This window comes from Novosphingobium sp. TH158 (genome assembly GCF_002855555.1).
Lineage (GTDB): Bacteria > Pseudomonadota > Alphaproteobacteria > Sphingomonadales > Sphingomonadaceae > Novosphingobium.
In genome coordinates this window covers 1,574,700-1,590,719 of record NZ_PKRT01000001.1, presented here as the reverse complement: position 1 = coordinate 1,590,719, position 16,020 = coordinate 1,574,700, and the positions used below count along the sequence as shown (strand labels likewise).

The following is a 16,020-nucleotide window of genomic DNA, read 5'->3' as shown; positions in this document are numbered from 1 at the left end:
CCTCTCGTATTTATAGCTTTATTCGATGATGGAAGTCCTGATCAGGGGAAAAGCGATGCACAAAGACTGGAACGCAATGGCAAGTGAGCTCTCTTCCGCCATAAAAGAGGTGCGACTTGGCTCACCTGAGGTAACGAAAGCTTTCTCGGCTATGGCTAAGGCCGCCACGGAAGATGGTGTGCTCAATACCAAAACGAAAGAGCTAATCGCACTTGCAATATCTGTTGCTATCCGTTGCGATGGTTGCGTTGCATTTCATTCGCAGGCGGCAGTGAAGCACGGAGCAACTCGGGAGGAAGTGATGGAGGTCATGGGCATGGCGCTCTATATGGGTGCCGGTCCAAGCCTTATGTATGCTGCGCAAGCAGTTGAGGCATTTGATCAATTTTCTTGCAAGGACTAGCGCGGTCCCGAAGTTATTCATGCCAAATTGATACAGCCAAAAACTGGCGCCACAAAATGCGGCGCCAGTTCTTCGAATTTCAACGAACTGCCCAGCGCAGTTTCACAAATGCCGACCGACCAGAACCAGGCAGCCGCATGCCCAACGGCACATTGGACCCGCTGATGCGGTTGTAGCCTGCGAGATGTTCCAAATAGTACCGGTGGAGGCGACGCGCCATAGGCATATACTACCCCGTTCCTTTCACTGACGCCTCAGAACCAGACACGCACACCCATCACAAAGTGCGGATCAGATACCTGCCCGCCGTTGGCACGGGTGAAACGAGCTGACTCGTCAAACTGCCGGACCCACTCAAATCCGATATAGGGCGCGAATTCCTTCTTGATTTCATAGCGCAGGCGCGCGCCAAGCTCCAGATTTGACAGGCCGGCCCCCACGCCGAGCTCGCGGATCGTTTGCGCCGACAGATTTGCCTCCAACCGCGGCTGCAATATCAGTTTTTGCGTGATGCGTTGGTCATAATATCCTTCGAGACGCCCGCGCAATTCACCTTTGTTCGAAAGAAAGGCGGCTGCAGAAACCTTGAACCAATAGGGTGCAAGTCCCTCGACACCGACCACGGCATAGGTGCGCGAAGGGTCTGGCTTCAGGTCATAGCGAATGCCTGCCTGAAGGTTCCAATAAGGGGAGACAGCGCGCGAATACAGCCCGGACAGTTCCAAGTCGTCGAGCGGGCCTCCAAACTCGCCCTCTCCTTCATATTTGAACACAAAACGATTTATGTCGCCCCCAAACCAGGCTTCGCCCTCCCAGCGGTAACTGTCCTTGCCCTTGTGGACGACATATTCCGCCAGATCGAAAGAGAGGTAGCGGAACGTCGTACCGCCGCTCTCCTTCATCATAGCATCGCGCGCCCGCGCCATCTCTTCCTGCGGGAAAATGCGGTCAGCATACCAGTCCGACGGCGGCGCGGGCGCTGGGGCGTTGCCCGGCTCGAGATTGGTGCCTGTCGCGGCCCCGTCCTTATTCATTTCAGGCGAGACCGCTGCTTTGGGCGTGCAATGGCCCATTTTCGCATGTTCCGGAGGGCAGTCAGGGTCGGCGACAGTTGAGGCTGGCGAACTCCCCCCCATGGTCATGCCCGGCATAGCATCATGTCCTCTCGCCGGTTCCGGCGGCGATTTCTCCTCTGCATTCGGGTCGTTTGCAGGTGTGCAATGCCCCATCTTCGCGTGCTCGGGCGGGCAGTCGGATTGCGCGCCTTGCTCTCCAGACCGGTCGGTCATTCCCGGCATTGAGCTATGATCCATGTTTTGCATAGCGTCCGGATCACCGACAGGCTGGGGCGACGGGCGCGATGGGGCAGGCGGCGCCTTGACGACCGGCTTTGCAGGCTTACTCGCGGGTTTTTTTGGCTTCTGCATACCGGGCATCGAAGAATGGTCCATGCCCTGCACCGACTGCGCGAAGGCGGGCGCGTTGAATGCGAGCACGGCAGCGCTGGCGAGCAGCAGGCGAGAAACGCTCATTGCGCTTCTCCCCGTGGCCGGACGCTGACAACGCGCATCATCCCGGCGTGCATGTGATACAGCAAATGGCAGTGGAACGCCCAGTCGCCTAGCGCGTCGGCTGTGAAATCGAAACTCGCCTTGCCGCCGGGCTGGACGAGCACCGTATGCTTTCTTGGTGCATAATCGCCTTTCCCCGTCACCAGTTCGAAGAAATGGCCATGCAAATGGATCGGGTGGCTCATCATCGAATCGTTGATGAGATTGATCCGGACACGCTCGCCCTCAATGAAGGGGATGGGTTCGTGATAGTCCGACATCTTGATCCCGTCGAACGACCACATGAAGCGCTCCATGTTGCCGGTCAGGTGAATGTCGAGCGAGCGTTCGGGTGCGCGCACATCGGGATTTCGGTCGAGCGCTACCAGATCATGATAGGTCATCACCTTGTGGCCAACATTCTCGAGGCCCTGCCCCGGCTCGCCCATGCGGTCGACAGGCATCGGCGAGATGGTCTGAACGCTCGGGTCCCTTTTGACCTGCGGTGCCACGCTGAAATCGCGCATGCTATGGCTCATGCCGCCCGCACCATGGCCCATCGCGCTATGGTCGACTGCAGGCGCTGCCGCATCAGACGGTGTACAATGGCCCATTTTGGCATGCTCGGGCGAGCAATCGGCCGCGATCGCACCCATCGCCATGCCCGAATGGTCCGCTCCCGCTGTGGCACCGCCGGACATGTCCATGTCGCCCATGCCCATGTCTTTCATCGTCGCCAGCGGTCGTTCGCGCAATGGTGGCACTTGTGCGGACATGCCGGCGCGCGGCGCCAATGTGGCGCGGCCCATGCCCGAACGATCATTCGCTTCGGCCACCAGCGTATAGGCGCGATCGTCGGTCGGCGTCACGATCACGTCATAGGTTTCGGCAACCCCGATCTGGAATTCGTCGACCTCGACCGGACGCACATTGAGACCGTCGGCCTGCACGATCGTGAGCCGCAGCCCAGGGATGCGCACATTGAATATCGACATGGCGGCGGCGTTGATGATCCGCAGCCGCACCCGCTCGCCGGGCGTAAACAATGCTGTCCAATTGTCCTTGGGGCCATAGCCGTTGACAAGGAAAGTATAGGTCGATCCGTTGACATCGGCGATGTCGGTCGGATCCATTCGCATCTTGCCCCAATCGATCCGCTCTTTGAGCGGTTGATCCTTGCCTGCCAGCAGACCGCCAAGCGTCTGCTTTTGCATGTTGAAGTGCCCGGGATTGACCTTCAGCTTGCGAAAGATCGCTTCGGGCGAGAGCTGGCTATGATCGGAAAGCACAACGACATGCTCACGATCGTAGGCAATCGGGTCCGTACCTTTGGGATCGATGACAATCGGCCCATAATGGCCGAGCTGTTCCTGCAAGCCCGAATGGCTGTGATACCAGTAGGTCCCCGACTGAATCACCGGGAACTCATAGACGAAGGTCGAACGCGGCTTGATCCCGGGAAAGCTGACACCCGGCACTCCATCCATCTGAAACGGCAAGATGAGGCCATGCCAATGAATCGAGCTATCCTCATCGAGATCATTCGTGACCGACAAGCGAACATTTTGCCCTTCGCGCAACCGGATCAGTGGTGCCGGGACCGTGCCGTTGATGCCGATGGCGCGGCTTACCTTGCCATCGACGCGCATGGTCTGGCGGGCGATCCGCAGACTGATATCGGTCCCCGAAACTGTCGGAAGCGGGGCAGTGATCCCTCCGGAAACCGGTTGCGCCCAAGCCGGAACCCAGCTCGCAAAGGCTGCCGCAGTTCCGCCAACGGCAGCCGTGCCGATGAATTTTCGTCTGTCGATGTTCATAATTCGTCCGGTTTGAAAATAAGGCTTATCACCTGAGTATACGCAGCGCGGTCATCTTCCCCTCATATCAAAACCATCTTTCTGCGACGGGTCCAGGTCCTCACGCTAAAGTCGCTCAAGAATGCGTTTCATCTAACCGATTTCGCGGTCCTGCGCCGCAATGATGTCGCGGCATAGCTGCACCAGCTCAGGGTCGGATAGCTTCGCCTCGCGGCACATCAATATCGCGCCCGAATGGTGAGGAATCATCGAGCGAACAAATTGCGCGTCGCCTACTCCGGCCTGGGTCCGCATGCCGATCCACCCTGCGGCGAAAATGGCAATCGCGATGACCGTGACGAGGAGATTTCCCCGCTTCGAGCGGAACATATGGCGCATGAAAACAAGCATCAGAAGCGCCATCGGCGCGACCATCATCATCGTCATGTAGACATTGCCGATGTTGAAGTAGAAATGATCGAGCGTGGCGATCATCGCGTACATCACGAAGAACATCACGAGAAAGTCGGCAGCGAGTTCGAAGCTGAGCGTCAAATAGCTGTTGCCGCTCTTGCGTTCCGCTGGCGTATCCTCGTGGTCGGCATGCTCGGGCGATGGTTGATGATGACGCGTTGCCATTATTTGCTCCAATAAGCCAGATTCATGGGAATGTGCTCACGGCTAAGACTCGGCATTCTCTAAAGTTCCCGCCAGCTGCGCCTTCAGTTGCGCGCGCGCGCGGTAAAGTCTTGTTTCGACAGTTTTCTCGCTGACCCCCAAGATCGCGGCAGCCTCTGCCTGGCTGTGTTCTTCGATCGTGCGCAGCGTCAGCACTTCACGTAACGGGTGCGGCAAGGCGGCAATGGCCTTCTCGACGCGAGCAAGTTCTGCGCGGCTTTCGGCTTCGCGGCCCGGCCCCGGAGCCTCGCTTTGAAAATCCTCGTCGGCTTCGATCGGGCGCGCGAAAGAGAAGAACGAGCGAACCGCGCGCCTGCGCGCCCAGTCACGGCATTTGTTCAAGGCTATGCGCGACAGCCAGAATCGGAAAGGGCGCTCGGCGTCATAACGATGAATGGCCGCAAACGCCGAAACAAAGCTTTCCTGCAGCAAATCGGTCGCCTCTTCCGGATCGCCGACATTGTTCCGGATCAGCCGGTAGAGCGGGTCTCTATAGCGGCGCATCAATTCGCGAAACGCCTGGCCCTGACCAGCGACGGCAAGGCTCGCCAGTTCCTGATCGTCACATTGCGAAAGGTCGAGCGTCACCGCGCATCGGCGGTCAGGGCTTTGACCACGGTGCTGTCGAACATTTTCGCCTGTTCGGGATTCAGGACCTCTCGCATGGCGAAAAGATGTTCCAGGGTCTCCTTTTGCAGTGCTCCCATGACCGTATGACTGTGGTCGATTGCGGCGGTGACCTTGGGACCGTAGCCATGTTCCTCCTCAATCGCTTCCGCCAATCGTGCATTTGCGGCCCGCATCTCGAACTCGAGCGCCTTTCGCCGAACCGCGTAGCGCGCTTCGATCGCGTCGATCTTGCCATGTTGCTGCGGGGTCAACTTAAGCGTCTTGTGCAACACAGCGTGAAGCTCGGTTTCATTTGCCCTGGGCTGCTCAGAAATGAGACGCCCGACAAACACGCCAGCGATCGCGGAGGCAAATGCAATGAGCGCAATGAGCAATATCCGCCGAGACCCCATGATCAGCGCGGATCCAGCAGGGCCGATGGTGCCAAAGCGGTCATAGGCGCAAAGGGCGACAAGGGGCGAGCCGCTTGGACGGGTTCGCCCATAGCCATGCCGGCAAAGGCCCCTCCACCGAGCGACACCATAGCAGCAAGCGCCATTAAGCGCTGCGCGCCGCTGACCTCGCGCTTGCGCACTGCGAGTGTCGCCATCACGCGATCATCAAAGCCCTCGAGCAAGCCCGACGGAGGTGCGCGCCTCAATTGTTTCAGCAAGTCTTCCATCATGTCCTCATTCAAATCCGTTCCTCCTGCTATACGCGCCGGCGCAAAACATCCCTCATTCCGTTTCGCCGTGAGGGGCAAGGCGATCACATGCGTATGTATCACCGAACGCAATTTATTGGAGACTTAACATGCGTAGACCTGCCCTTGCTTTCACTCTTGCCGGCCTTGCACTGGCTTCCATCCCAGGCATGGCGTTCGCTCATGCGAAACTTGTGTCCTCGACGCCGGCTGCAAACGCCACAGTTTCGAAGGCCAACGTCAAGTCGATCAACCTGATCTTCAACGAAAAAATCATAGCATCGACCATGAAGACTGAACTGCTGATGACAGGCATGCCCGGGATGAAAGACCATGCGCCAATGAAGATCGCCTTCAGCTCGATGATGGGCAAGGATGGAAAATCGATGATGCTAATGCCGAAAACGGCACTAGTTCCCGGAACATACAAGGTCACATGGTCGGCAGCGGGTGCAGACACGCACCGTATGGGGAGCGAATTTTCCTTCACGGTCAAATAATCTGTGGCTGATCCGCTTCTTGTCGCCATCAGGCTCGCACTATTTGCGATCCTGATGGCGACCGTCGGCCTCGCTGCATTCAACCTGTACGCGCTCAACCGGATAGAGCGTGAGCGCGATGTCGCATTCGATGCACGCATCCTATTCCGGGTCATCACATTGCTCGGCACCATTGCGTCTGTCATCGGAATGCTCATGGTCGCTGCCGCGATGGATGGCGTGAGCATAGTGTCGGTCCGCGCCGAGATGATCTGGATGCTGGTGACGGAAACCGAGATCGGCGCCGCAGGACTCGTGCGCGTTGGCGCGCTCATCATAGCTCTGTTGTTATGCCTTACTGACAAATTGACACTGACTGCGCTCTCCGCGAGCATTGGCCTGCTTGCCTGCATCGCGCTGGCATCGCTCGTCTGGACGGGGCATGCGGGTGCCACCGAGGGGACCGTCGGGGCGCTCCACCGCGTGAGCGATATTGTCCATATGATCGCGGCCGCGTTGTGGCTGGGCGGCATTGCCGCTTTCGCGGTGATGCTTCGTGCACCTGCCGATGGTCTGTGGGGTGACAGACTGAAAACAGCACACCGATCGCTCGATCATTTTGCCAGGGTTGGCACCGTCTCCGTCGCGCTGATTATCGTCACCGGGCTGATCAACAGCTTCATCCTGGTCGGCCCCGAGCGGCTCGCCTTGCTTTTCACGACAACCTACGGCCAGCTTTTGCTCGGAAAAGTCGGGCTTGTCGGGCTCATGCTTGCGCTTGCGGCGCAGAACCGCTGGCGCCTGACGCCGCAGCTCGGAATTGGCCTTGAAATGGGCGACACTGTCGACGCGGTAACCGCTTTGCGCAAATCAATGGCCATGGAAGGTGCGGCGGCATTGCTGATCCTTGGCCTTGTGGCTTGGCTGGGCCAGCTCGAACCGCCTGCCGGCATGACGATGCATTGAGCCGAAAAGGAACCCCTTGGTTGGGACGTATGACGCTCGGCTTGGGCTGGGCGATCCTTGATGCGCATACTGGCGAGAACCGGCTGCACAGCCATGTGGCGCATCAGGTCAGCCTCGCGCTCGAGGTTGACTGCGCGATCGGGGGACCACACCCGTTACGACTGGCCCGTGGCGAAGCCGCAATCATCCCGGCAGGTATACAGCACTGCCTGACCCCGGCGGGCGCGCCTGTCCGAACCATCTATGTCGACCCTCTTTTCGATGGCTTGCGCGACCTGATCCAAACGCCTGTGCCAAAACAACTGAACCCGAAGGAAGCCGCGGCCCTCGAAGCGATCACTAGCGGTGAAATGGCCAAGCAGTGGATAGGCGCTTTCGTAAACAAGAGCTCCTCGTCCAGCCCGATCGATGGCAGGCTTCATGCCGCGTTGAGCGAGATTGTACCCGGGACCAGCCCCTCCAAGCTGGCACAAGCGCTCGGGCTCTCGACGACCCGGCTGCGCGAACTTGCCATTCGCGATTTCGGCGTCCCAACAGCCAAATTGCTCCAGTGGCTCCAGTTGCAACACGCGATTGATGCGCTTCGACAAACCCGCAATCTGGCGGACGCAGCGGCTGCCGGGGGATTTTCGGATCAGGCCCATTTTACGCGTCGGCTTGTCGAGTGGTTCGGGGTCACACCCTCGCTTGGGCTGGCGCAGCTCGAAATTTTGGTGATCCGCTGACGTGCATCAGCGAAACGTTCAAGACCGACCCCTTCTTGTAAGTCATAAAGCGGCCAAGATGTTTTTGGAGTGCTTCCATGACCCTTTTCCGCGTCCTTTATGCCCCCACCTATTTTCTGTTCTTTGTCGCGGGCGCGGCCGTTGCGATTGTCAATCTGCCTGGTGATTCCAGCCGCTTGGCGCAAGCGCTTCAACGACGCTGCACGAGCGAACCGTCCCGGTTTCGCAGGCCGAAACCACCCGAGAGAGTTCCTCTCGCAAGCGCTTCAGATCGGCAATCTTGGTGTCGATCTCCTCAATCTTCGCAGAGGCGATAGCGTCGATATCGGCGCAGGGCCGGTCCGGCTCGTCGGCCAACCGCAGCAACTCGCGGACAGCATCTAACGCGAAGCCCAAGCCCCGGGCGCGCCTGATGAACGACAGTCTCGCCAGGTGCGAACTGCCGTAGCTGCGATAATTTGCCGATGTCCGGGCAGGCGGCGCGAGCAGGCCTATACGTTCATAGAAGCGGACAGTCTCGACTTTGGTCGCCGTCGCGTTCGCAAGTTCTCCAATTTTCATCGCTTGACCCTGTAGTTGCTACAGGGTGCATATAGAGGGCCGACTCGAACGAACCAAGGAGTTTCGGCCATGGCGGACAGTTGCTGCGCCAGTTCCTGCAGTGACGACACCGCGCGCAATGATCCTGCGTGGCGCAGGGCGTTGTGGATCGCGCTCGTCGTCAACAGCGTGATGTTTTTCGTCGAGATCATCGCGGGTGCCGCATCGGGATCCCGCTCGCTCCAGGCTGACGCGCTCGATTTTCTGGGTGATGCCGCGAACTATGCGATCAGCCTTGGCGTCGCCGGAATGGCGCTTGTCTGGCGGGCACGAACCGCGCTGGTCAAAGGTCTGACCATTCTCGCTTTTGCACTCGGGGTGATGGTCTCAGCGGTCTGGGGCCTTGTTGCTGGATCCCAGCCCGATCCCTGGGCGATGACAGGCGTCGGCGCTCTCGCGCTGGTGACGAACGTCTCGGTGGCGCTGATGCTCTATCGTTTCCGGTCGGGTGACGCCAACATGCGATCGGTCTGGGTCTGCTCGCGCAACGATGCGATCAACAACCTGCTGGTGATTGGCGCGGGCTTCGTGGTGCTGTGGACGGGCAGCGGCCTCCCCGACCTCGTCGTCGCGCTCATCATGGCGCTTCTCGGGCTTCAAGGTGGATGGCAGGTGGTTCGGCAGGCTCGATATGAACTTGCGGCAAGAGGGGTTCCGGTATGAAGCAGCTCGAAACCGCATATTGGGCGGAGATCGGTGCTTTCCGGCAAGCGAGGGCTGGCCAGGACGCGGCCGATGCCTGGCACTATCTGGAACGCGCGCATATCCTTTCTCAGCAGATCCTGCGGCTCCACCTCCATGCCCATGCCGTCATGCTGATCTTTGCCATTTCCCGGCGCGAATGGCGCGAAGCGCGCGGACAAGTTCTGCGTCTGATGCTTGCACCCGTCGGCGCGCTGCTGGGCCGCATTCCTCTGGGGAACACTGGTCGAACATCGGTCAGCGCCTTCGTGCCCATGCCGATCCCTGACGAGCTTCGTCATGTTCTGGGCCAGGAACAGTGCAAGTGATGCGTTTGCTGTGGCTCTATTGCTCTGCTAGGTGGGGACAATGAGGGGTATTGTTCTCCAGTTCCTGATTCTGTTCTCGGTGCTTTGCGCCGGTTTTCATGCGCCTGCGGCAGCCCATGACGACCACGGTCAGGCCACAGTTCTTGTGGCTGATGCGCACCATGCTGACGCCCACGAAGATTTATCCGACGATTCTTCATCGGATCCGTCGCAGGAAATCTATCATCATCACCATTGCCCGGCAGCGATGATGGTCGAATGCGGACAGAATGTAGACAGACCCTATGCGAGCCGCGACATGCTCCGTCCGGGCGAGGTCACAGCTCTCCTGTCGCGAGCCTCGGCACCACCGATCGAACCCCCGCTAGCCTGAAACCTGCCACTTTGGCGGGCGTCTTTCTTCGCCCGCAATTTGCAAGCGTTTCAGGAGTTATCCCATGTCATTGACATTGCGCGCCGGCCTGTTGGCCGGATTGGCGCTGGCCTCGCCCGTAGCGGCAAGCGCGGAACCCGTAAGTCTGGACGAGGCCGTCCGCCGCGCCATTGCGGCATCGCCCGCGATCCAGGCCCAGGAGGCAGGCATCCGGTCTGCAAGGGCGGGGCGCAGCCAGGCCGATGTTCGTTCCAATCCCGTCCTGTCGGTCGAGGCCGAAAACATCGCCGGCACCGGCGCCTATGACGTCTATCGGCAGGCCGAGACGACCGTCACTTATACCCAGACCATCGAACGCGGGGGCAAGCGCGATGCGCGGATCGCCTATGCCGAACGTGACATCGGTGTCGCGGAGGCTTCGGCGCGCCTTGTCCGGCTTGACCTTGCCGAGGCGGTGCAACGCACATTCATCGACCTGCAGATCGCCGAGGAAGTTGTCTGGCTTGCCGAACGACGCCTCGAAACCGAGCGCGCCATGCAGACCGAAGCCCTGCGCCGGGTACGCGGCTACAAGGATCCACTCTTCGTCGAAACCCGCGCCGAAGCCCGTGTCGCCCAGGCACGGCTTGCGCTCGACGAGGCCCGGTCCCGCCGCAATGCCGCTCGCGCGAGGCTGGCCTCGTTCTGGGGCGGCAAGGCAGAAGACGTCGAGGTGCCGCGCGGGATTGAGAAGCCGGACGATCACCTACACCAGTTGGCCGCGGCCGACAGTGCGCTTGCATCTGCCACGGTGGAACGGGCGCAGGCGGCGGTCGTGGTCGAACAGACGCGCGGCGTGCAGGATTACACGGTGAGCGGCGGCGTGCGGCATCTGCGCGAGACGGGCGATGTCGCACTGGTGGCCGGGATCTCGATCCCGCTGGGCCGTTTCGACCGCAATCGGGGCAACATCGAGCGCGCGCAGGCCGAGCGGCAACGAATCGAACTGCTGGCCGAAGCGGCCCGCCTTGACCGCCTGCGCCAGTTGGCCTCGCTCAGGGCCGAGGCTGATGCCGCCCGGATGCGCGCCGACGGGATCATGCAGGATGTCTATCCCCAGGCGGTCCGCACACTCCAGCAGGTCCGCGAAGGCTACAATCGCGGCGGTTTCCGTTTCAGCGATGTGCAGGACGGTGCCGACGCCATCATCGAGGTTCAGTCGCAGTGGGTCGAGGCAATGACCCGCTACCGCGACATCCTGTCCCAGATCGACCGGCTGACTGGACGCTTCGACGTCGTCGCCGGGGAGGAAGTACAATGAGAAACATTCGTTTTACCGCCGTCATCGCGGCACTCGCACTCGCCATCCCGCTTGCCGCCTGCGGTTCCGATCCGGCACCCACAGAACATGGCGAGGAGGGAGCCGAAGCCGAGAAAGGCCCCAACGGCGGGCGCCTCCTGAAGGATGGCGATTTTGCCGTTGAGGTCACGGTGTTTGAAACCGGGCAGGAACCGCAGTTCAGGGTCTATGCCACGCGCGGCGGCGAACCGGTCGATCCGGGGTCCGTGCAACTGTCCATGACGCTCCGGCGACTGGGGGGCGAGGTCAACACCTTTGCCTTCAAGCCCGAAGGCAAGTTCCTTGCCGGGCAGGGCGTGGTCGAGGAACCCCACAGCTTCGACGTCGAGGTGGTCGCGGTCGAAAACGGCAAGCGGCACGTCTGGAAATACGCCAGTCCCGAAGGCCGCACGCATATCACGGCAGAGGCGGCCAAGGCGGGCGGCATCGAGATAATGACCGCAGGGCCGGCGACGATCGGCGAGACACGCGAGCTGTTCGGCACCGTTGCACTCGACCCATCGGCCCGTTCGGAAATCCGTGGGCAGTTTCCGGGCCGCGTGGTGAGCGTGACCAAAGCCGTGGGCGACTTTGTCCAGCGGGGACAATTGCTGGCGCGCATCGAGTCGAGTGAGAGCCTGCAAGTCTATCCCGTCTATGCGACCGTCAGCGGAGTGGTCGCCGAGCGTAACGCCAACCCCGGAGATGTAACTGGCGACCGTGCGCTCTATGTCATCACCGACCCGGCCCGGACCTCGGTCGTCTTCAACATCTTCCCCAAGGATCTGGCGGTGATCCAGCCCGGCATGCGGGTGGAAATCGAAGCCATGGACGGCACGCCCGTCGCGGCAAGCCAGCTCGGGGGCTACTTGCCCGAAGGCAATGCCGAGGCTGGAACGGCGCTGGTCCGGACCTCTGTCCCCAATCGGGCGGGGCGGCTGCGCGCTGGCATGGCGCTGCGCGGCAAGGTAGTTGTGAATGCGGTTACCGTGCCACTGGCCGTGCGAACCGAAGCCATCCAGCCGTTCCGCGACTTCAAGGTCGTCTTTGCCAATTTCGGTCAGGACTACGAAGTTCGCATGCTCGAGCTGGGGCGCTCATCGCCCGAGTGGACCGAAGTGCTGAGCGGCATCAAGCCGGGCACGCCTTATGCCGCCAAGGGCTCCTTCCTCATCCGCGCCGACATCGAGAAGTCGGGCGCGAGCCATGATCATTGAGCGGGAGAGATAGCGCCATGCTTGCCCGCATCATCGGCTTTTCCATTCGCCAGCGCTGGTTCGTCCTCGCGGTTGTCGCCCTTTTATCTGCCATCGGCGTGTGGAGCGCGACCAAGCTGCCCATCGACGCCGTACCCGACATCACTAACGTCCAGGTCCAGATCAACACGGAGGCCGAAGGCTATTCCCCGCTCGAATCCGAGCAGCGCATCACATTTCCCATCGAGACGGCGATCGCCGGCGTTCCGGGTCTTTCCTACACGCGCTCGATCTCGCGCTATGGGCTGAGCCAGGTCACGGTGGTGTTCGAGGACGGCACCGACACCTATTTCGCCCGCCAGCAGGTCAACGAGCGCCTGCAAGCGGTTAGGTCGCAACTGCCGGCCGGGATCGAGCCGGAAATGGGGCCGATCGCCACCGGGCTCGGCGAAATCTTCATGTTCGCGATCGAACCAAAGCCCGGCGCAACCAAACCCGATGGCAGTCCCTGGACGGCAACCGATCTCAGGACCCTGTCCGATTGGGTGGTGCGGCCGCAGATGCGCACCATTCCCGGCGTGGCCGAGGTGAACACCATCGGCGGCTACGAACGGCAATACCATGTCACGCCCAACCCGGCGCAGTTGGCCGCGCTCAATCTGTCTCTGAACGATCTTGTCGAGGCACTGGAACGCAACAACGCCAACCGGGGCGCCGGTTATGTCGAGCGCGGCGGCGAGCAGATCCTGATCCGCGTTCCAGGACAGGCAGCCAACGAAGCGGACCTCTCGCAGATCCTCGTTGCGACGCGCGGCGGCGTGCCGATACGTGTCGGCGATGTGGCCGATGTCGTGATTGGGTCCGAACTGCGCACCGGCGCGGCAACCGAGAATGGCAAGGAGATCGTCCTCGGAACGATCTTCATGCGGACTGGCGAAAACCCCCGGCTTGTTGCCCAGGCTGCTGCGGAGAAGCTCAAACAGGCGACGGCATCGCTTCCCGCGGGCGTGGTGGCGCACCCGCTTTATGACCGTACCGAACTGGTCGATCGCACGATCGCCACTGTCGAGAAGAACCTCGCCGAGGGTGCATTGCTCGTGATTGTGGTCCTGTTCCTGCTGCTCGGCAATTTCCGGGCGGCTCTGATCACGGCTGCGGTGATCCCGATCGCCATGCTCATGACGCTGACCGGCATGCTGGCGACCCGAACCTCCGCGAACCTGATGAGCCTAGGCGCGCTTGACTTCGGACTGATCGTCGACGGAGCGGTCATCATCGTCGAGAACTGCCTGCGACGATTGGGCGAAGCCCAGCACCGGATGGGCCGCTTGCTCGATCGCGACGAGCGGTTCGGCCTCGTGGCTAAGGCGAGCGCGGAAGTCATCCGACCCTCGATCTTCGGCATAGTCATCATTACCGCGGTGTATCTGCCGATCTTCGCGCTTGAAGGCATCGAAGGCAAAACCTTCCATCCCATGGCGATCACTGTCGTGCTGGCCCTGACGGCGGCGCTGATCCTCTCGCTGACGCTTGTGCCCGCTGCCGTTGCCCTCTTCGTCACCGGCAAGGTGGAGGAAAAGGAAAATCGTGTCATGCGCTGGATGAGCGAGCGGTACGCGCCGCTCCTCGACAAGGCCTTGGCTCGGCCGAAGCTCGCTGTTGCCTTCGCCGTCCTGCTTGTCACCCTCAGCGCTGCGGGAGCAACACGGCTTGGGTCGGAGTTCATTCCCAATCTCGATGAAGGCGACATCGCGATGCACGCGCTGCGTATACCGGGCACCAGCCTGGGCCAGGCAGTGCAGATGCAGGAGTCACTGGAGAAACGCATCCGGCAGTTCCCGGAGGTGGAGCGCGTCTTTGCGAAGATCGGTACGGCCGATGTCGCGACCGACCCCATGCCACCATCGGTCGCGGACAATTTCATCATGCTCAAGGACAGGAGCGAATGGCCCGACCCGCGCAAGCCGCGTGACCAGCTTCTGGCCGAACTGAACAAGGCGGTGTCTGAGATTCCCGGGAACAACTACGAGTTCACCCAGCCGGTGCAGATGCGCATGAACGAGTTGATCGCGGGCGTGCGCGCCGATGTGGCGATCAAGCTGTTCGGCGACGACCTCGAGCAGCTGCTCAAGAGCGGCGATGCCATCAACGACGTGGCGGCGTCTATCCCCGGGGCTGAGGATGTGAAGCTCGAGCAGGTCACGGGCCTGCCGATGCTCTCGGTAACACCGCGCCGTGACATGCTCGCACGCTATGGCATCAGCATGGCCGAGGTTCAGGATGCCGTGGCCACGGCAACTGGCGGCCGCAAGGCGGGCGAGGTGTTCGAGGGCGACCGGCGCTTTGCCGTCGTCGTGCGCCTGCCCGAAGCGCTGCGGACGGACTTGCCGGCACTCGGCAATCTGCCCGTTCGGCTTGCGGCCGGCGGGACAGTACCGCTGTCACAACTGGCTGACATCTCAATCTCGGCCGGACCCAATCAGATCAGCCGTGAGAACGGCAAGCGCCGCGCCGTGATCACCGCCAACGTGCGCGGCCGGGATCTGGGATCCTTCATCACCGAACTGCGGGAGAAGGTCGGCGCCGAAGTCGAACTGCCGCCCGGCTACTACGTTGAATACGGCGGCACCTTCGAACAGCTCCAGTCGGCCAAGACCCGGCTGCAGGTGGTCGTGCCGCTTGTGCTGCTGTTGATCTTCGGGCTGCTGTTCACGCTGTTCGGATCGACGAAGGATGCGGCTATCGTCTTCTCGGGCGTGCCGCTCGCATTGACTGGCGGGCTGGCGGCCCTGGCATTGCGCGGGATCCCGATGTCGATCTCCGCCGGGATCGGGTTCATCGCCTTGTCGGGTGTTGCGGTGCTCAACGGTGTCGTCATGCTGTCCTTCATACGCGACCTGCGCGAACGCGGCTTGGGAGCACTGGAGGCGGTGCGCGAGGGCGCGCTGACACGCCTGCGCCCGGTGATGATGACGGCTCTGGTGGCATCGCTCGGCTTCGTACCGATGGCGCTGAACGTCGGTGCCGGTTCCGAAGTGCAGCGGCCGCTCGCGACTGTCGTGATCGGCGGGATCATTTCCTCGACGATACTCACATTGCTGGTGCTGCCGGCGCTCTATCGGCTAATACATGGGCGCGAGGATGGAACGGAGATCAAAGTCGTCGAAGGCGTCACTCGAGGGGCATGAAAGCACTCGCTGATCAGCGTGTCGGGTTGGATGATGCGGGCATCGTGGTCCCGGAGCAGCTGATCATAATGTGGTGTCCAGCTACCCTGCAGTGCTCGCGAAAGCGGCGAGTAGAGTGACGCAACAGCACCCCCGGCAGCCCCATGCAGAAGCCTTCAGGTTCGGCGCGCTTCGTAATATTCAGCCCGGCTGAGACGTCGCAAGAATTTGGCTCGACCGCTGCGGTATCGGACGCGCCTTGATGAGATTGTAATCCATAAATTATGTTGCAGAGAAGGTTGGATGCGAGTCGCCTCCCCACCGCCATTTAACCCATTGGAATCATTATATTCCTTGGGTTCGGCGCGAAAAATCCCGTGCATTTCAAGGGTTATAGGCCAAGGGCTCTCCACCGCACATCTGTGGCACCGGAGCAAATATGCTCTC

At 61.0% G+C, this 16,020-nt stretch carries 17 protein-coding genes; 10 read left to right on the top strand and 7 right to left on the bottom strand.

Features of this window, described 5'->3' with window-relative positions:
• The first annotated feature begins 55 nt into the window (after positions 1-55).
• Positions 56-403: a carboxymuconolactone decarboxylase family protein gene (locus C0V78_RS07835; RefSeq protein ID WP_101798256.1), complete on the top strand. Its 348-nt coding sequence runs from the start codon at positions 56-58 to the stop codon at positions 401-403.
• A gap of 254 nt (positions 404-657) precedes the next feature.
• Here the strand turns inward: C0V78_RS07835 and C0V78_RS07830 are convergent, their stop codons facing one another.
• The 6 genes from C0V78_RS07830 to C0V78_RS07805 form a co-directional block, all read right to left on the bottom strand.
• Positions 658-1,935 (bottom strand): copper resistance protein B, encoded by a 1,278-nt coding sequence (locus C0V78_RS07830; protein ID WP_101797208.1) that lies wholly within the window; start codon positions 1,933-1,935, stop codon positions 658-660.
• The gene (locus C0V78_RS07825; RefSeq protein ID WP_101797207.1) at positions 1,932-3,770 is read right to left on the bottom strand and encodes a copper resistance system multicopper oxidase; all 1,839 of its coding nucleotides are present in this window, start codon (positions 3,768-3,770) and stop codon (positions 1,932-1,934) included. The genes C0V78_RS07830 and C0V78_RS07825 overlap by 4 nt, the downstream gene beginning before the upstream one ends.
• Positions 3,771-3,902: 132 nt before the next feature.
• Positions 3,903-4,388, bottom strand: coding sequence for a DUF305 domain-containing protein (locus C0V78_RS07820; RefSeq protein ID WP_101797206.1), 486 nt, complete (start codon positions 4,386-4,388; stop codon positions 3,903-3,905).
• Between the two features lie 42 nt (positions 4,389-4,430).
• A complete protein-coding gene (locus tag C0V78_RS07815; protein ID WP_101797205.1) occupies positions 4,431-5,015 on the bottom strand; it encodes an RNA polymerase sigma factor in 585 nt (194 codons plus the stop codon).
• Complete coding sequence (locus C0V78_RS07810; RefSeq protein ID WP_101797204.1) at positions 5,012-5,449, bottom strand: periplasmic heavy metal sensor; 438 nt, start codon at positions 5,447-5,449, stop codon at positions 5,012-5,014. Before C0V78_RS07810 ends, C0V78_RS07815 begins: the two co-directional genes overlap by 4 nt.
• A gap of 2 nt (positions 5,450-5,451) precedes the next feature.
• Entirely contained in the window at positions 5,452-5,733 is a 282-nt protein-coding gene (locus C0V78_RS07805; RefSeq protein WP_123155234.1) for a hypothetical protein, read from the bottom strand.
• 116 nt (positions 5,734-5,849) lie between these two features.
• Here C0V78_RS07805 and copC point away from each other — a divergent pair, with 116 nt between their 5' ends.
• The 3 genes from copC to C0V78_RS07790 are packed head-to-tail and all read left to right on the top strand — an operon-like array spanning position 5,850 to position 7,909.
• Complete coding sequence (copC, locus tag C0V78_RS07800) at positions 5,850-6,239, top strand: copper homeostasis periplasmic binding protein CopC (protein ID WP_101797202.1); 390 nt, start codon at positions 5,850-5,852, stop codon at positions 6,237-6,239.
• A gap of 3 nt (positions 6,240-6,242) precedes the next feature.
• On the top strand, positions 6,243-7,184 hold the full coding sequence (gene copD, locus C0V78_RS07795; RefSeq protein WP_101797201.1) for a copper homeostasis membrane protein CopD: 942 nt from the start codon (positions 6,243-6,245) through the stop codon (positions 7,182-7,184).
• Between the two features lie 29 nt (positions 7,185-7,213).
• The gene (locus C0V78_RS07790; RefSeq protein WP_101797200.1) at positions 7,214-7,909 is read left to right on the top strand and encodes a helix-turn-helix domain-containing protein; all 696 of its coding nucleotides are present in this window, start codon (positions 7,214-7,216) and stop codon (positions 7,907-7,909) included.
• A gap of 150 nt (positions 7,910-8,059) precedes the next feature.
• Here C0V78_RS07790 and C0V78_RS07785 read toward each other — a convergent pair whose 3' ends face one another.
• The gene (locus C0V78_RS07785) at positions 8,060-8,470 is read right to left on the bottom strand and encodes a helix-turn-helix domain-containing protein (RefSeq protein ID WP_101797199.1); all 411 of its coding nucleotides are present in this window, start codon (positions 8,468-8,470) and stop codon (positions 8,060-8,062) included.
• A gap of 69 nt (positions 8,471-8,539) precedes the next feature.
• Between C0V78_RS07785 and C0V78_RS07780 the strand changes: the two genes are divergently transcribed.
• The 6 genes from C0V78_RS07780 to C0V78_RS07760 all read left to right on the top strand — a co-directional run bounded on the left by C0V78_RS07780 (position 8,540) and on the right by C0V78_RS07760 (position 15,594).
• On the top strand, positions 8,540-9,172 hold the full coding sequence (locus tag C0V78_RS07780; RefSeq protein WP_101797198.1) for a cation transporter: 633 nt from the start codon (positions 8,540-8,542) through the stop codon (positions 9,170-9,172).
• Positions 9,169-9,519: a DUF3703 domain-containing protein gene (locus C0V78_RS07775; RefSeq protein ID WP_101797197.1), complete on the top strand. Its 351-nt coding sequence runs from the start codon at positions 9,169-9,171 to the stop codon at positions 9,517-9,519. The genes C0V78_RS07780 and C0V78_RS07775 overlap by 4 nt, the downstream gene beginning before the upstream one ends.
• A gap of 40 nt (positions 9,520-9,559) precedes the next feature.
• Positions 9,560-9,892, top strand: coding sequence for a hypothetical protein (locus tag C0V78_RS14755; protein WP_144039853.1), 333 nt, complete (start codon positions 9,560-9,562; stop codon positions 9,890-9,892).
• 64 nt (positions 9,893-9,956) lie between these two features.
• A complete protein-coding gene (locus C0V78_RS07770) occupies positions 9,957-11,192 on the top strand; it encodes a TolC family protein (protein ID WP_101797196.1) in 1,236 nt (411 codons plus the stop codon).
• Positions 11,189-12,427 (top strand): efflux RND transporter periplasmic adaptor subunit, encoded by a 1,239-nt coding sequence (locus C0V78_RS07765; RefSeq protein WP_101797195.1) that lies wholly within the window; start codon positions 11,189-11,191, stop codon positions 12,425-12,427. The genes C0V78_RS07770 and C0V78_RS07765 overlap by 4 nt, the downstream gene beginning before the upstream one ends.
• Before the next feature lie 17 nt (positions 12,428-12,444).
• On the top strand, positions 12,445-15,594 hold the full coding sequence (locus tag C0V78_RS07760) for an efflux RND transporter permease subunit (protein WP_101797194.1): 3,150 nt from the start codon (positions 12,445-12,447) through the stop codon (positions 15,592-15,594).
• Positions 15,595-16,020: the final 426 nt, after the last annotated feature.

Excerpts from the sequence above, each read along its gene's own strand:
- C0V78_RS07825 (WP_101797207.1), bottom strand. The coding sequence starts at position 3,770 with ATGAACATCGACAGACGAAAATTCATCGGCACGGCTGCCGTTGGCGGA.
- C0V78_RS07765 (WP_101797195.1), top strand. The coding sequence starts at position 11,189 with ATGAGAAACATTCGTTTTACCGCCGTCATCGCGGCACTCGCACTCGCC.
- C0V78_RS07810 (WP_101797204.1), bottom strand. The coding sequence starts at position 5,449 with ATGGGGTCTCGGCGGATATTGCTCATTGCGCTCATTGCATTTGCCTCC.
- C0V78_RS14755 (WP_144039853.1), top strand. The coding sequence starts at position 9,560 with ATGAGGGGTATTGTTCTCCAGTTCCTGATTCTGTTCTCGGTGCTTTGC.
- C0V78_RS07830 (WP_101797208.1), bottom strand. The coding sequence starts at position 1,935 with ATGAGCGTTTCTCGCCTGCTGCTCGCCAGCGCTGCCGTGCTCGCATTC.
- copC (WP_101797202.1), top strand. The coding sequence starts at position 5,850 with ATGCGTAGACCTGCCCTTGCTTTCACTCTTGCCGGCCTTGCACTGGCT.
- C0V78_RS07785 (WP_101797199.1), bottom strand. The coding sequence starts at position 8,470 with ATGAAAATTGGAGAACTTGCGAACGCGACGGCGACCAAAGTCGAGACT.
- C0V78_RS07790 (WP_101797200.1), top strand. The coding sequence starts at position 7,214 with ATGACGCTCGGCTTGGGCTGGGCGATCCTTGATGCGCATACTGGCGAG.
- C0V78_RS07770 (WP_101797196.1), top strand. The coding sequence starts at position 9,957 with ATGTCATTGACATTGCGCGCCGGCCTGTTGGCCGGATTGGCGCTGGCC.
- C0V78_RS07835 (WP_101798256.1), top strand. The coding sequence starts at position 56 with ATGCACAAAGACTGGAACGCAATGGCAAGTGAGCTCTCTTCCGCCATA.
- C0V78_RS07775 (WP_101797197.1), top strand. The coding sequence starts at position 9,169 with ATGAAGCAGCTCGAAACCGCATATTGGGCGGAGATCGGTGCTTTCCGG.
- C0V78_RS07780 (WP_101797198.1), top strand. The coding sequence starts at position 8,540 with ATGGCGGACAGTTGCTGCGCCAGTTCCTGCAGTGACGACACCGCGCGC.
- C0V78_RS07760 (WP_101797194.1), top strand. The coding sequence starts at position 12,445 with ATGCTTGCCCGCATCATCGGCTTTTCCATTCGCCAGCGCTGGTTCGTC.
- C0V78_RS07820 (WP_101797206.1), bottom strand. The coding sequence starts at position 4,388 with ATGGCAACGCGTCATCATCAACCATCGCCCGAGCATGCCGACCACGAG.